The organism is Treponema sp. OMZ 803 (genome assembly GCF_024181165.1).
In the GTDB taxonomy this organism is placed as follows: domain Bacteria; phylum Spirochaetota; class Spirochaetia; order Treponematales; family Treponemataceae; genus Treponema.
This window is the reverse complement of record NZ_CP051195.1, coordinates 195,866-211,559: the sequence shown is the minus strand read 5'-3', so window position 1 is coordinate 211,559 and position 15,694 is coordinate 195,866. Positions and strand designations below refer to the sequence as shown.

Here is a 15,694-nt window from a genome sequence, read left to right as displayed (position 1 = left end):
TCTATCCGCTTAGGAATATCATAGTTATATCAAAATTTATTTAATTTTCATTGAAATACTCACTACAGTCTTTTTTAAATTTTTGCTCGTCCATAATATCAGGAATATCAAGTAATACTATACCATCATCAATAGGATTGACCATACATATTTTATCCGATTTTAGTAATGGGATAATATTTATTTCTTTCTCTTGTTTTGATAGATTTATTGAATAGAAATTCTGATTATCTAATTTAAAAATATTTGGAATCAATACATATTCTCCATTTAGCATTTCTAAATCCATGCATAAAAATTCAAAATCTCTTGAATTATCAACATCATAAAAATTAGATGCTACATTCCCCCATGTACTTAAATATTGAATGCTTGCATTGTGCATATTAACAAGAAGACCAAATGTCATATTTGCAGACAGTCCAGAACTTCCATATAGATAAGAGACTAATAATATTTCAGGTTCACGGTCTAAATCAATAGTGATTAAATAAATATTTTCTATATATCTTGTATCAATAATATATTTTAATTTTTTTTGTTCTATTTGTTTTGTTTTTATTATATCAATATTTTGGTCTAACCCTTCTTTATATTTACTTATAGAGATTTTTCCATAACAGCTGTCTATCACAATCCGTTCTCCTTCAACAGAATATTTTAACTGTTGATATTGAGGTCTTTTGTATAATTTCATTTTATCTAAGATTGCGCTATTTTGAGCGTTCAAAGAAAAAGAAAAAATATAAAACAATATTGAAAGAAAAATAACTTTATTCATGGATAATCTACTCTCCGATATTGGGGATTATTTCGCATAAATGTAGTTCCCCCAATTGTTGTGGTTACGAGATATGAGATTACATTACTTGTTGTTCCAACTGTTGTCCCCCATCCCATTCTAACAAACCAATTAGTAGGATCATAATGTTTTGATTGAGGATCTAAAAAAGTTGTGCCTTCCCAAAAATATGCACCACTACTAGTATCAGTCCCTGTATATCCATGAATAGCAGCTGCACGTGCAGTATTTAGAATCGTATTAGTATTCGATGCAACTCCGTTATCTGTTGTTGTACGAGAATTCTCATTATATCCATAAATTGCTGTATTCTCAACAATATCACTAATAGTCCGTCCTGTTGAGGTGGCTCTATTCATTATTACATCTGCAATTGCGTTTGATTCTGCAACATTTCCACTGGTTTCCCCGAATACTGCCGCTGTTACCTTATTAAATTCTTCCCTTGTACTAATTCTTGTATTAGTAATATTATCATCACTTCCTTGACGTAAATAAACATCATTTGTCTCACTAGCTACAGTATTCAAATATTGCCCATTTACATCGTAATACAGATCATCACGCCCTGTTGGGTCAATGTACTTAATCGGATTGTTTCCTGCATAATGATAGAGATGCAAATTGACCGTATTATATACGCCCCCCATTCCTGCAAGCTCTGATGAATCTGCACCGGCAGATGGTATATAATCACCCAGCGCCGGGTCGCCACTCAGCCACCTACTATACTTCGGGTCTAAGTAGCGCGCGCCGTAATAGTATAAGCCGGTTTCTTCATCCATCTCCTTACCGGTAAACCGGAAGGGCAGCTTGTCCAGTCCTGCTGCTACTTCCTCTATCCACAGTTCCCCGTAGGGTGTGTACTCGATGTGCTCGTACTGTCTGCCTTTCCAGTCGGTTACGAATTGCGCGCTGCCTAAGTGGTCTGAGTGGTAGTAGTAGCGCTTCTCCCGCTGTTCTGCGTTATCGCCGTTGTTATCGGTGTGGGTCATCGCGGTAACTAAACGGCTATTGCCTACAAAGATGTGCTTATGAACGCGTAAGCCCTGCGGGTTATTCTTGTCCTGCACGGGGATATGTATCGTGTAGAAGTTATTGAAGTATAAGGTTTCGCTTCGTCCTTCCTCTGTGTACTTTAAGGCGCGCTGTCCGTCCTCACCGTAGCGATAGTGTACCGTGTAGCTGCGGTCGCTCGATTTAGTTAACTGATTCTTCTCGTTCCACGTGTAGTTCCTGCGGTACGCGAATAGGTTTTCAGGATGCGTCTCTTCCGTCTCCTTCGGCGCGTCAAGGCCGAAGCCGTAGTCGGTGCCGTAGACGTCGGTGTCCGGGTCGTAGTTGTATGTAAAAATAAACTCATCGTCCTCGGTAAACGGGCCGTCTTTTTCCGCCGTTATGTTGCCGTTCGCGTCATAGCGGTAGTAGCGGTTTCCGGCATGCACAAGCCGGTGTGCGTAGGCCGGGTCGTACTCGTAGGTGAGGTCGTAGTCAAGCTCTGCTTTCGGGTAGGCGTTACCGCGGGCGCCGGGGAGGTTCGTGGTGCTGGCCTTACGTGTCATATTCCCGATGCCGTCAAAGGCAAAGTCTTGCTTGTACTTTGCAACATGTACCGGCGTACTTCCAAAGCTCTTTATCGCCTTGTATTGGTTGCTTGTCCCCTCCACTCCGATAAGCTGGTATAAACTGTCGTAGGTGTAGCTCTGGCTCGTCTCGTAGACACTTGCGTCATTGCTATACCCTAAGACGTTGCCTACCTTGTCGAACCTATAGCTTATCTTCTGGAATACTTCGTCGGTTTGTTTATTTCTCGTTTCAATGTCTTTCAGCCATCGCCGCTTGTCATCATAGCGGTATTTGGTTTCTACACCATTTCCGTATTTGATGTAGACTCTTTGCCCGTGCTCATCATAAACAATCGTGTCAATGTAAGAATAGGTTTCCGTTCCCTTTACCGTGTTCTTTACGCCGCTCACCCCCTTTAGCTGTCCGCCTTTATCGTAGGTGTAGGTAATGGTCTCCCCGTCCCCTTTTGAAAATATGCGGGCATCTACGGCGTCGCACGCCGAAAATAAATGCTCACCGTATACCCGATACGCCTCCGCTTTATTTTCGGCTGTCTCCTTGTATCTGCTCCGCCTCTTTTCAAAAGGCATCGTTTTTCCGCTTCCGGCAAGGATTGCCGTAAGCGGAAAAACCTCCGGTAAAGAGTTTTTGTTGTTTTTGTTTCTTGCTTTTTTGGCGGACTGCTGCATTTTGTTTACCATTACAATAAAGAAAACAAAATGCAGCACCGCGCTTTCCGCTCCAATCTTTTTGCCGCTGCTGTTTTGTTCCCGCGGTGTTTTTCCGCTTAATCGCTTCAAAAACCGCGCTTGTATTATACGCGCAGCAAAAAGGATTTCTGCTTCAATCGCTGTCCAGGGGAGAGGGTAGTTAAGCTGTGGATAAAAGCAAAATGTCGTTTTCATAGCCTGAAATTATTTTCTTAGTATAACGCATACATACAAAATTAAGACCCATCAAAAATATGATCATACTTTTTATACCACAAATAAGGCAATACATAGCGTGTCATTACATATAAAAATAGCAGTCCTGTCAGAATCCATAACACCAATAAAATAGTAACTACAATATTAGTATAATACCACTGTAAAGCAGATACCTGAATATTTTCCATATTTTCTTTAACAGTTAAATAATAATTATCATTAATAATATCTGTAGTATCAAAAACCAAGTTTTCACTGGCATAATATTTATCCATATTAGCAATAATTACAAATATTATAGTTAATATAATAATACATATTCCTACTTTCTTCATATATTTCTTTTATTACTCCTCAATTTTTTTAAATTCAAACCCGATAGATCGTTCATTATTTGACTATTTTTCTCTCCTATCTAAATGAGGAAAATTGTAATTGCTACTGTAATCAAACACAGTAAAACCCACAATAAAGATAAAGGAAAACAAAGCAATTGTACCATATTTAATATAAAAACACACTTCTTTATTTGTTTCGCTTGAATAGAATCTTCTTTTATATAGTCTTCATTCAAACACCATTTTACTATGAATCTAAATCTATCCCACGACGATGAAATTAATCCAGAATTATATACGGCATTTTTAAAAAAAAATATTTTTTCTCTTGTTGCTTGTTCGTAAAATGAAGAAGCAAGATTTGATCGATGAAAATAAATATGCGTAAAAATCACAAGAAGGATTATGATTAATACAGAAAGTGCCGGAAAAATAAATGCTGCAATTATAATAGCCTCTATAATCTTTATACTTTCCATACTCACATCCCTTGAAATATTAATTCATTCTCTTTAAGATAATTCATCAACCCATCAGTATCGTTATTTTTCAAAAACTTCTCAATATCGTTAGTGATCTGTTTTATTTCTTTAAGAGTTTTAGTTATATTTAGTTCAGAGACTTTTACCGTATAGGCCGTCCATGTATGTACTTCACCAGGAGAACCACCTGGAACATTAGCAGTAATTGATCCAGCAATAGTAATACTTTGAATTTTCTCAGATAAACTATTTGCTGTAGGATTATATCCAATTTCTCCTCCGACACCTATGAGGCCAGAAAGGCTAACACTAGCACCACTAACTAATGAAAATCCTTCTATATCACTAAATTCGTCAGCAAACGGTGCCAGCGTAAGTTCAATTCCACTAGAAGCTCCTAATCCTATATACGCCCCTGTTTGACTTATAGTGTATGTACCAATAGAAGCATCTTTTCCGTTTAAAGGAAGTGAAACAAAAAAACCGCTATTATTTGATACCCCTAATCCACCACCAGCCGTATTAGATAGCCCAACCATTAAAATAAAAGCCCCATCAGGATCTTCATACTTCACCGGATTATTCCCCGCGTAGTGGTACAGGTGCAGGTTCACCACATTAAACACCCCACCCATACCGGGTAAGTTCTCGTTGTGCTTCTTCGCCTCATCATCTATCGGCGCTTTCGGTATGTAGTCACCCAGCGCCGGATCCCCACTCAACCATCTACTATACTTCGGGTCAAGGTAGCGTGCGCCGTAGTAGTAGAGTCCCGTCTCTTCATCCATCTCTTTGCCGGTAAATCTAAACGGGAGCTTATCTAACCCAGAGGCTACTTCCTCTATCCACAGTTCTCCGTAGGGCGTGTACTCGATGTGCTCGTACTGTCTGCCTCTCCAGTCGGTTACAAACTGCGCGCTTCCTAAGTGGTCACTGTGGTAGTAGTACCGCTTTTCCCGCTGCTCTGCGTTATCTCCGTTGTTGTCGGTGTGGGTCATCGCGGTAACAAGACGGCTGTTCCCTACAAAGATATGCTTATGTACGCGTAGTCCCTGCGGGTTATTCTTATCCTGCACGGGGATGTGTATTGTGTAGAAGTTGTTGAAGTAGAGCGTTTCGCTTCTCCCTTCTTCGGTGTACTTTAAGGCGCGCTGGCCGTCCTCACCGTAGCGGTAGTGCACGGTGTAGCTGCGGTCGCTCGATTTTGTTAATAGATTCTTTTCGTTCCAGGTATAGTTACGCCGGTACGCAAATAGGTTCTCCGGATGACTTTCTTCCGTCTCCTTCGGCGCGTCAAGGCCGAAGCCGTAGTCGGTGCCGTAGACGTCGGTGTCAGGGTCGTAGTTGTATGTAAAGACAAACTCATCGTCCTCGGTAAATGGGCCGTCTTTTTCTGCCGTTATGTTGCCGTTCGCATCATAGCGGTAGTAGCGATTCCCTGCGTGTACAAGCCGGTGGGCGTAGGCAGGGTCGTATTCGTAATCAAGACTGTAGTCTAGCTCGGCTTTCGGGTAGGCGTTACCGCGAGCGCCGGGGAGGTTCGTGGTGCTGGCCTTACGTGTCATATTCCCGTCCCCTTTTGAAAAGAGACACGCCGTCTGCTTCGTCGCTTCAAAAAAATTAATCCTCAACGTATCATAGATACGCCTGCGGTTAATTTTTTCTCGCTCCTCGCATCCGGCATGTCTCTTTTCAAAAGGCATCGTTTTTCCGCTTCCGGCAATCCCTGCCGTAAGCGGAAAAACCTCCGGCACAGTGCTTCTTTTTAATAAGCATCCTTCTTTGGCGGACTGCTGCATTTTGTTTACTATTACAATAAAGAAAACAAAATGCAGCACCGCGCTTTCCGCTCCAATCTTTTCGCCGCTGCTGTTTTGTTTAAGCGGTGTTTTTCCGCTTAAGCGCTTCAAAAACCGCACTTGCATTATACGCGCGGCAAAAAGGATTTCTGCTTCAATCGCTGTCCGGGGAAGTACCGTCCCTAGTTCTGTTTACTTCCTCACATACGGCCGTAACTCGTTCTGGGGGAAGTGAGGGTAAAGTTTTATAACGAGCTCTTTATAATCTCATAGGCTATCATTTGATACCTGATAGACCGGGTAAACTGTACACTACAATAACTAGTTTTCATTTTTTTCTTCTTCGGTTTTTTCCCTTATAACTATATAACTAGAATTACTAAGGAAACCTCTTTTAAAAAATTTTTTATATTTTTGATCAATGTCAATTTCTTTCTTCAAATTGAATACGGTAAAGTATATATTTTTCTCATTCAAAATATCTTTTTTGGTATATAACAATTCCTTTCCATCCTCATTCGGCACAATTTTATACACATTCATTTCAATAAACACCGTATCTAATGCATTGATAATTTTATCCATATCTATAAATTCTTTACCATCTTCATCTCGTGAAATAGAAATACCAAAGCCCATACTAGGCAGAATATCCAAACTACCGATTTTACAAGCTAAGCTGGCAAACTCTGAAGGTTTAATGACTATCGGAGCCAATGCTACAGAAAGACTAAAAGTAGAACTAGTTTCTTCGTCTTTTTTAAAAGACATCATCCCATCATATTGAACTTTAACATCATAGAATTTATCACTTGATACCTGATAGATAGTTTTTACTTCCACTAAAATATGGCCATCAGTTGCATTAAGTATGTAAAGCCAAGCACTAGGAAGACATGATGTTAGACTCATCGTTATTACGGCTATACATATTATGTATATTTTTCTCATACAGCACTCCTTATTTCAATAACTAAAAGCCATTTATTTCGTTCCATCATCATATATTCTAAAAGCATACCACACCATAATACCGCTGTCAAAATAAAAATAGTTCGTTTTAGCCTGAAGGAGGAATGGAGCATCGCGGTTGCTTCACGCTGGAAAAAATCTTGTTTTTTTGCTATCTTTAGCCGGTGAAAAGAAAACTCCTGGGCTTCCTTGTGCTAATAGGCGGCCTGCTCTTTTTAAAAAGCTATGTTTTAGATATAAGGCGGATTTCGGGGCATTCGATGGAACCCACCCTTTCCGATGGGCAGTTTGTTGTTATATGGAAATTGGCGTATGGAATTCAGCTTCCTGCTGCAAACCGGTATCTTTGCCGCTGGGGAATGCCGCAAACCGGGGATACCGTCCTCTATCATATAGACGGGCGGTTTGTGGTAAAACGCTGCGTAAAAATAGAAAATACGGAACTGCATTTTATTTCGGCTCCGCAAAAATCGGCGGAAAGTTATGGTTCGCTTATATTAGACGATAATAGAACTGTTGCGCTTAACCGCGTCCAATTTAGAAATCTGGGAGGTTTTTTACCGCAAGCCGAACAATATGTTCCTACCGGTTTTATTTTAGCACTCGGCGATAATGCAACCCAGTCCCGCGACTCCCGCGATTACGGATTTGTCTCGGTTGATAGTATCTGCGGTCGGTTACTATGGAACTAAATCATTTTATTTCTAAAAAACGCATTATCTTTTTTATCGGCTTGTTGCTCATCTTTACCGGCTTAATCGCTGCAAAATATGCGCGGGCAATGCTTGGGGCGGAACCGGAAGTACGTACCGTTAAGACGACCCGCGAACGGGGCTCAATTTTAGATCGGAACGGAAAAATCTTAGCGGCAGCCACAACGTTGTATAACCTATCGGCAAATAAAACACTGATTGGGGATATTAACCAACTTGTCAATATCCTTTCACCGATTCTCGAAATATCGGAATCCGAGCTGCTTGATAAAATTCAAGATTCCAAATCAAATTTTTTGTATTTAAAAAAGAAATTGAGTGAAAATGAAAAAGATATTTTAAAAGATGCAATACGGGAATATGGACTAAAAGGATTACGGCTTGAAGCGGTAGCAAACCGTATCTATCCCGAAAATGAGCTCGCATCAACGTTGATCGGCTATCTTGGTGATGACGGTAAGGGATTGGCAGGTATTGAATACTCTATGCAAAATATCCTTTCCCCGCCTGAAGGTACTGCCGGTGCGGACAAAAACGGTTATACGGTTGCCTTAACAATCGATGCTTCCATTCAATATATGCTGCAACAGATAGCCGAACGGACAATGAAGAGCTCAAAGGCGGAGGCAGTCATTTTTTTGGCAGCAGATGCAAAGACGGGCGAAATCCTTGCGTATATAAACGAACCGTCGGTCGATTTAGCTCATTTTACATCCAGTAAAAAAGAAGAACGGTTTGACCGCCCCGCCTATTTTATTTATGAGCCGGGATCCGTTTTTAAGATTTTTTCGATAGCATCTTTCTTAGAACTCGGCACGACGAAGGATTCCGATGTCTACACCTGCGATGCACAATTTGCGTTTAAACCTCGTCGAGCCAATGAAAAAAAAGACCAAAATGTGATCCGTTGTTTGCGGGTACACGGCCAAGTAACGCCGCGCGACATTATCAGATTTTCTTGTAACGACGGGATGGCGCAGATTGCCGATAAAACAGATGCCGCGGCTTTTGCCGAAAAGCTGCGGGCATTCGGGTTCGGGAAAAAGACCGGTCTTGAGCTGCCCGGAGAAGCGGCGGGTATTTTTGCGCCGGTATCGTCATGGTCAGCCCGTACCAAGCATACCATTGCGATAGGGCAGGAAATCGGCGTTACATCCCTGCAAATCGTACAAGCCGCAACGGCATTTACTAATAAAGGTAAAACCTTAAAACTCAGTCTTTTATCCGAAATTCTGGATTCGGCAGGTAAGCCTGTCTACCGGCATAAACCGAAACCGCTTGAACAGGTTATTTCGGCACAAACGGCAAAAACGGTACTTGGTTATATGCAGACCGCCGCTGATGACGGCACCGGCTTTCGTGCTTCGATTAAAGGCGTACCGATTTCCGTTAAGACCGGTACGGCGCAGATGGCGCAAGCGGATGGGCGCGGCTATAGTTCTACCGATTACCTCAGCAGCTGTATCGGTATTTTTCCCGTCGATGACCCGCAGATTATTTTGTATATGGCAGTTATCCGTCCGGTCGGAGAAACATACGGTTCACTGGTCGCCGCGCCGGCTATCTCGGAAGCTGCAAATGTAATTATCGATTATCGTGGAATGGGGCGGGCAAATGCTCCGAATGTAACCCATACCGGCATTATTCAATCGCACCGCCAAACACCCGTAACCGTCGGCGACACGATGCCTGATTTGATCGGCACCCCCAAGCGGTTGCTGCTCGATTTATTAGGCAGAACCGATATTACGGTTAAGCTGACCGGAGACGGCTATGTAACTGCCCAGAGTCCGGCGGCGGGAACGCCGGTTGTAAAAGGAATGATCATTGAACTCACCCTCGAATAACGGCGCAGCTTTTATCGGCGCAGCTTCTGTCGGCTCGGCTTCCACCGGTAACAACGGTGCGTCCATCGGTGCCGGAACAGCTTCTGCCGGCGTACCCTTTACCATCAATACCGAGGTATTCCTCCAAAATTGTAACAGCTTTACCGCCCGCTTTCCCGAACAGGCGGCAAGGCTCGGGCTCAATCGGCAGGAAACAGCTCTCCAGTGTTTACAAGCCGTACCGCCCGCATATCGATTAGTACAAGCAAAAGCAAAGGGTATGGAACATACGCCGACGCTGGCGGTAAACGGCAGCTTTGTGCATTCCAAATATAACCCTCAAGAAGAAGCCTGCCGTATCCTCGATTCCGAATTTTTTCAAACCGCAGAGGCGCAGAGCCGCTGTATCTTTACGGGGCTTGGCTTAGGCTATCTTGCGTCGCAGTATATCGAACGGTTTCCCGCTGCCGAAGCGGTGATCATCGAAGCGGATCAAGATATTTTTCTGTGCTGCTTGGCTGCCCGCCCGCTTGCTTCCTTTTTTCGGCACCGGCGTTTAAGCCTTCTGATCGGCACACAACCGGAAGAAGCCGCCTCGTTTCTCGCCTCAACAGGATGGAATAACAAGATACTGTTTAAAGCGCCCGTTTCTGCCGAAGCGTATAAGCCGTGGTACGGGACTTTTTTTACGCTGCTTGAGCGGAATAAAATGAAAAACAGCATCAATGCCAAAACACTGGAACGCTTCGGTACACTGTGGTTAAAAAATACGGTAAAGAACCTCGATATGCTTTGCACGGCGGCAAAGATCGGCTGTTTTAAAAATGCTTTCCCCGATACGGCAGCCGTTGTCCTTGCCGGCGGGCCGAGTTTAACCGCTCATCTTGAGCAGATAAAAAAAAACGGCAAAGATTTTCTGATTATTGCAGTGGATACGGCGCTGCGGGCATGTCTGCAGACAGGCATTACACCGGATTTTATCCTCAGCTTTGATCCGCAATATTGGAACTACCTGCATACCGCCGGATTGGACACAAGCAAGTCTATTTTAATCAGCGAGGCAGCAGTTTTTCCGGCGGTACTCCGGCAGCGTTACCGCGCAGTATTCCTCTCCGAATCTTCGGTACCCTTTGCCCGTTATCTTGAAAGCAAAGGCGAAAAGCAAAACGGCGATGATGACTGTGTACTCGCCGCCGGAGGTTCGGTTGCAACAACTGCGTGGGATTTTGCGCGGTATATCGGCGCCAAGCCCGTTATCATGGCGGGGTTGGATTTAGCCTATCCCGGTAAGCAAACCCACTTTGCAGGCAGCACCTTTGAAGAAGCCGTCCATACCCGCTCTACCCGTGTTGCTTCCGCAGAGCAGGCGAACTTTAACAGCTTATATTCGGCATTTCCTTCGCTGCATCAGGATTATGCCGGAGGTACGGTGCTGACCGACCGCCGGATGCTGCTCTATGCGTGGTGGTTTGAAAGCACGCTTGCCAAATATCCGGAGGTTAAAACCTTCAATCTTATGCCGCACGGAGTGTTTATTCCCGGAATGCCTGCCTGTACTGCGGAATATTTTGCGGGCATGACCGGCGGCCTCCCGCGCGCCGCCATCGATGAACGGTTGGAAACTCTTATAAAAAACGTGTATTCCCAAGCATTTTTAGACGGATGCGACGCGCGGAAGCGGCAGTTAGCCGCTTCGGTCAAGGCAATGACCGAGAGTGCCGCCGGTCTCGCAGCCCAAGCCGAAAAAGCCGAGGCATTGTGCCGCCGATTAGCGGAATACAACAAAGCAGGCAAACGTGAAAGCGGAAATTCCGGCAACGGAAGCGGTACCCGTGAACAGGCTGCCTTAATTGCACAACTCAACAAAATAGACGAGAACATAAAGAACGGTTTTGCGAAAGATTTGGTTGCCGTGCTCTTTTTTAATGACGAAACCGGCAAAGACAGCGATTTGCAGCCCATTGCCGCTGCGGAAAATATCTACAAAAGGATTCGTCTGATGGCGTTACAAGCACATGACATATTTAAAAGCCGACAAGTAGATATTTTTTAAAAATGCACCAATATCCTTTCGCATATTTCCATAAAAATAAAAATATTTCTCAATATTTTAAAGCCACCGCCGATAATGAAAAAAGAAGGGGACATTAAACGGCGGTATCAACATCCAGACGCCGTTTCTTATACACCCGAAATAAGGACGGTTTGATGCTGTTGATCAGGCCGTCCTTTTCTTTTGAAAATATACGGCATATCTACTTCGTTGCCTTGTCAAAAGTGTACATCCTTGTACACTTTTGACAGCGAGTTTCAGCATCGCTGAAACATCGCTTCTGATAGAACCAGCGGCATCCGTGCCGCTACTGAAAAATCCTCAACGTGTCATCTCCACCACGGATGGTGGTGGTTTTAGTCAGTAGCGTGTTTGCCCTGCAAACACGCAGGTAAAAAATATACAAGGATGTATATTTTTTACCGTGCCTGCGGTTAATTTGTGCTCGCGCCTCGTATCTATACCGTCTATTTTCAAAAGTGCTGTTCGGGAATGTGCAAGGATGTACATTCCCGAACAATGGTATCCATGCCGCTACTGAAAAACCCTCAACGTGTCAGAACTGCCAAGGACGGCGAGGATTCCATGCAGAATCTGCGGGTGTTTCATACCTATAGCTTTTTCAGTTATTGCCGATACTATGAAAGCTATGGTAGTATCTTTGCCGAAAAAAATCGTCCTACTTCTTTGTACCGCCGTGTTTTATACCACCGGCGCATTTGCCTATGATTCCGTCAATCCTGAAAGGAATGCAGCCGTTCCGCAGGGACAGATTGAATGGAAACCGGTCTTTCCCCGTGCTCTTTTTCTCAATAAACCGGAAATTAGCGTTATGGAAACGGGCGGTCTGGCTGGTCCTATTGAGTATCAGGATATTTTAAAAAACAAAGAGCGAGCGGAACAGGGCTTGCAATCGGTATTGCTCAATAGCGATATTTTTGCGCTATACGGAAAACCGAATGCCCGCACAATGGGTATACTCGGTCAATATTCGCTTACAGAGATTGAGCCGATTATGAACGAATTCGTTAAACTCTACGATGTTGCAAACGGCAATCGAAAAATTATCCCCGCATTTTATATCATTTACGGCACCTGCTGGCCTGCCGGTGAAATCGGCATACTCTCTACCGATATTGTAGAGCAGTACATTGCCTTTGCGGCAGCGCGGGGGTGGTATGTGTTCCTCGACCATCAAATCGGCAAGTACTCTGTAGCCGAGGCAACGAAAAAATTACTCCCGTTCTTAAAATATCCGAATGTCCATCTCGCGCTTGACCCCGAATGGCGCACCACAAAACCGATGAAGGAAATCGGTTCCGTTACAGCGGAGGAGATCAACGAAGCGCAGCAAATTATCCAGAATTATATGATTGAGCACGGTATCGGCGGCAGGCGTATGTTGGTTATTCACCAGTTTAATGCAAAAATGATTCAACAGCGGCACTTGGTAAAAAGCAATTACGAGCGGGTGCAGCTCATCCATTGTTCCGACGGTTTCGGCTCACCGAAGTTAAAAAAAGAAACGTATGCATATAACGCAGTCGCAAAAAATATTCCGTTAAAGTCGTTTAAGCTCTTTTTAAAACCGATGGTTGCAGGCGCCGGTTATGACGTTCCGATTATGAAGCCGGAAGAAGTATTTTTACTCAACCCGCGCCCGTATTTAATTATGTATCAATAGAAACGTTGGAGATGGGGGGAATTGAACCCCCGTCCTAAAAAGAGACACAGGAGCGTCTACAGGTTTATCGGCGCGAGGTGATTGTCGGGACCCGGTGTCAGCGCCGAAAGCGTCGAATCCGTATTGCGGGAAGTGTCCTTTTTACCGTCCGCATCCGGTAAAAAGCAAGCTCCGAATAGCGTCGGAACTCTACCTCGCTCGGAAGCAACACTCGGTAGGTTCCGCGATTACGCAGCTAATGCGTAGTCGGAACTGTCATTGTTGGCAGTTATAAAGTTTGCCGCTTTTTAGGAGTACGGCTCTCCACCTGCAACTCAAGCCTCTACTTCCTAGTCGAAACCGGAACATCCCCAGGCTTAGTCGCATCGAATATACGGATTTACCCGCCTCCTGTCAACACCCGATTGATTGACATATTAGATATTCATTTGTATATTAAGAACATGAACACATCACCTGACAACATTTCATTGCAGCAAGCAAATGAAAAAATCTCTCAGCGGTTTATCACCGCTGTATATGGATGGATGGTTGCAGCTTTAGCAATCAGCGGGATTGCAGCCTTTGCGGTATTCAACAGCGAAACACTCCTCTATTTTATTTTTGGGAACCGTTTTACCTTCTTAGGGTTGATTATCGCAGAATTTGCACTGGTCATTATCCTGTCAGCAGGTATCAGAAGGATGAGCTTTCCGGCTGCGGCCGCTTCTTTTGTTATCTACTCGATTGTTAACGGATTGACGCTTTCGGCGGTACTCTTTGCATATACCAGTACTTCTGTTGTCCGTATTTTCGTAATAACAGCGCTGATGTTCGGTGCAATGAGTATTTACGGTGCTACGACAAAGGGTAGTCTGCAATCGGCGGGAAAGTATCTAATGATGGCCGTTATCGGACTGGTAATTGCATCGCTTGTTAATATATTTATGCGTTCTTCATCGCTCGATTGGCTGATTTCTTTTGTAACGGTCGGTGTATTTACCGGATTAACCGCTTATGATACCCAAAAGATTACACAAGCCGCCCGCTATGCACAGGATAATGAAGATTTTAAGAAGGTTGCGATTATCGGCGCATTAGAGCTGTATCTTGACTTTGTTAATATCTTCTTAGCCCTCCTCCGCTTATTCGGCAAAAGAAGATAAAGGCATCTCTAAAAACAGGGTTAGCTTTTAGGGGTTCCCATAACAATTGTTCGAAATGCGGCAACTGAACAAAATATACACTTTGCCGGTTGCTGCATCTCGATAGCGGAGCGCTATTTTCCTTCCATATATTACACATCCACCCAATCGTCTATATATCATAATCCTTTCCTTTTTCGATTTAACGATATATTTTCCAATGTCAATTTATCAAAACTCGTTATGAGGAATGTAATGCTGTTCATTTTGGTTAAGTCGATTATGTACTAACGCGTTGATTCTTTTGCGGTTACCCTTGCACTGCTAAATATAAACATGGTACTATCGCCTTTATGGAAAGAAAACGAATTTTAACGGGTGATCGTCCTACAGGGAACCTTCATCTGGGACATTATGTCGGCTCGATTAGAAATCGCGTACGGCTCCAAGACGAATTTGAATGCTTTTTTATCATTGCAGACTTACATACACTGACGACAAAGCCTGATAAACAATATATCGATGAACTTGCCGATAATGTGCGGCAAATGGCTCTGGATTATTTAGCTTGCGGAATCGATCCTGAAAAATCGGTTATTTATCTGCAATCGGCGGTACCGGAAGTATGCGAATTGAACCTGTTCTTTTCCGACCTCGTTACCGTGCCGCGTTTACAGCGTATCCCTTCTATAAAAGATATGGCGAAAGCGGCGCATCTTTCCGAATTACCGCTCGGGCTCCTCGGCTATCCGGTGCTGCAAGCTGCCGATATATTGCTGCCCCGTGCAAATCTGGTGCCGGTCGGCAAGGACAACGAAAGCCATGTCGAATTGACGCGGGAAATCGCAAAACGCTTTAACTATATGTACGGTGATGTGTTTCCGTTGCCGGAGGTTATGGTAAGCGATTGCGGCTCGCTTGTTGGTACGGACGGACAGGCTAAGATGTCGAAGAGCCTCGGCAATGCGATATTTCTCTGCGATGATGAAAAAACAGTGATAAAAAAGGTACGCAGTATGTACACCGATCCCAACCGAACCAGCGCCGATATTCCGGGCACCGTTGAAGGGAATCCGGTGTTCATCTACCATGATGCCTTTAATCCGAACAAAGCGGAAATTGAAGATTTAAAAGAACGCTACCGGAAGGGAAAGGTTGGCGATGTCGAAGTAAAGGATAAACTCGCCGCCGCCATCAATACTTTCCTTGAACCTATTAGAGAACGGCGTGCGATGTATGCATCCAAGCGAGGCTTCATCGACGAAATTATCTACAACGGTACGATGAAGATGCGGGCGGAAGCCGCACAAACCCTTAAAATCGTAAAAAAAGCAATGGGTGTTTCCGGTGTTTGGAATAAAATTTCCCGAAAAGCGGAAGAAGTACAGAAAAAAAACCGATAACGA

General features: G+C 43.8%; 12 protein-coding genes and 1 other RNA gene. 6 read left to right on the top strand and 7 right to left on the bottom strand.

Translation table 11 applies throughout. The annotated features are described in order from the left end of the window. Nucleotides 1-40 precede the first annotated feature (40 nt). The 6 genes from ABH09_RS00895 to ABH09_RS00870 form a co-directional block, all read right to left on the bottom strand. On the bottom strand, nt 41-781 hold the full coding sequence (locus ABH09_RS00895; protein ID WP_253714845.1) for a hypothetical protein: 741 nt from the start codon (nt 779-781) through the stop codon (nt 41-43). After that, entirely contained in the window at nt 778-3,273 is a 2,496-nt protein-coding gene (locus ABH09_RS00890) for an RHS repeat-associated core domain-containing protein (protein ID WP_253714844.1), read from the bottom strand. The genes ABH09_RS00895 and ABH09_RS00890 overlap by 4 nt, the downstream gene beginning before the upstream one ends. A 41-nt stretch (nt 3,274-3,314) precedes the next feature. Then, nucleotides 3,315-3,632 (bottom strand): hypothetical protein, encoded by a 318-nt coding sequence (locus ABH09_RS00885; protein ID WP_162662063.1) that lies wholly within the window; start codon nt 3,630-3,632, stop codon nt 3,315-3,317. An 80-nt stretch (nt 3,633-3,712) separates the two neighbouring features. Next, the gene (locus ABH09_RS00880) at nt 3,713-4,114 is read right to left on the bottom strand and encodes a hypothetical protein (protein WP_162662062.1); all 402 of its coding nucleotides are present in this window, start codon (nt 4,112-4,114) and stop codon (nt 3,713-3,715) included. A 2-nt stretch (nt 4,115-4,116) separates the two neighbouring features. Continuing rightward, nucleotides 4,117-6,042, bottom strand: coding sequence for an RHS repeat domain-containing protein (locus tag ABH09_RS00875; RefSeq protein WP_253714843.1), 1,926 nt, complete (start codon nt 6,040-6,042; stop codon nt 4,117-4,119). A gap of 195 nt (nt 6,043-6,237) precedes the next feature. Then, complete coding sequence (locus ABH09_RS00870; RefSeq protein WP_253714842.1) at nt 6,238-6,867, bottom strand: hypothetical protein; 630 nt, start codon at nt 6,865-6,867, stop codon at nt 6,238-6,240. Between the two features lie 185 nt (nt 6,868-7,052). On the opposite strand from ABH09_RS00870, the gene lepB reads away from it, so the two are divergent. The 4 genes from lepB (at nt 7,053) to ABH09_RS00850 (ending at nt 13,164) form a co-directional block, all read left to right on the top strand. Beyond that, nucleotides 7,053-7,580: a signal peptidase I gene (lepB, locus tag ABH09_RS00865; protein WP_253714841.1), complete on the top strand. Its 528-nt coding sequence runs from the start codon at nt 7,053-7,055 to the stop codon at nt 7,578-7,580. Beyond that, complete coding sequence (locus ABH09_RS00860) at nt 7,571-9,448, top strand: penicillin-binding protein (RefSeq protein ID WP_253714840.1); 1,878 nt, start codon at nt 7,571-7,573, stop codon at nt 9,446-9,448. Before lepB ends, ABH09_RS00860 begins: the two co-directional genes overlap by 10 nt. Continuing rightward, on the top strand, nt 9,429-11,480 hold the full coding sequence (locus tag ABH09_RS00855) for a motility associated factor glycosyltransferase family protein (RefSeq protein ID WP_253714839.1): 2,052 nt from the start codon (nt 9,429-9,431) through the stop codon (nt 11,478-11,480). The genes ABH09_RS00860 and ABH09_RS00855 overlap by 20 nt, the downstream gene beginning before the upstream one ends. 640 nt (nt 11,481-12,120) lie before the next feature. Continuing rightward, nucleotides 12,121-13,164 carry a hypothetical protein gene (locus ABH09_RS00850; protein WP_162662041.1) on the top strand — a complete coding sequence of 348 codons (1,044 nt, stop codon included), beginning with the start codon at nt 12,121-12,123 and terminating at the stop codon, nt 13,162-13,164. 3 nt (nt 13,165-13,167) lie between these two features. On the opposite strand, the gene ssrA is transcribed toward ABH09_RS00850, so the two are convergent. Beyond that, nucleotides 13,168-13,516: a transfer-messenger RNA gene (ssrA, locus tag ABH09_RS00845) on the bottom strand. A gap of 91 nt (nt 13,517-13,607) precedes the next feature. Between ssrA and ABH09_RS00840 the strand changes: the two genes are divergently transcribed. Together ABH09_RS00840 and trpS are read left to right on the top strand one after the other, a co-directional pair. Continuing rightward, entirely contained in the window at nt 13,608-14,309 is a 702-nt protein-coding gene (locus ABH09_RS00840) for a Bax inhibitor-1/YccA family protein (RefSeq protein ID WP_253714838.1), read from the top strand. 332 nt (nt 14,310-14,641) lie between these two features. Continuing rightward, nucleotides 14,642-15,691: a tryptophan--tRNA ligase gene (trpS, locus tag ABH09_RS00835; RefSeq protein ID WP_162662039.1), complete on the top strand. Its 1,050-nt coding sequence runs from the start codon at nt 14,642-14,644 to the stop codon at nt 15,689-15,691. The last annotated feature ends 3 nt before the right edge of the window (nt 15,692-15,694 follow it).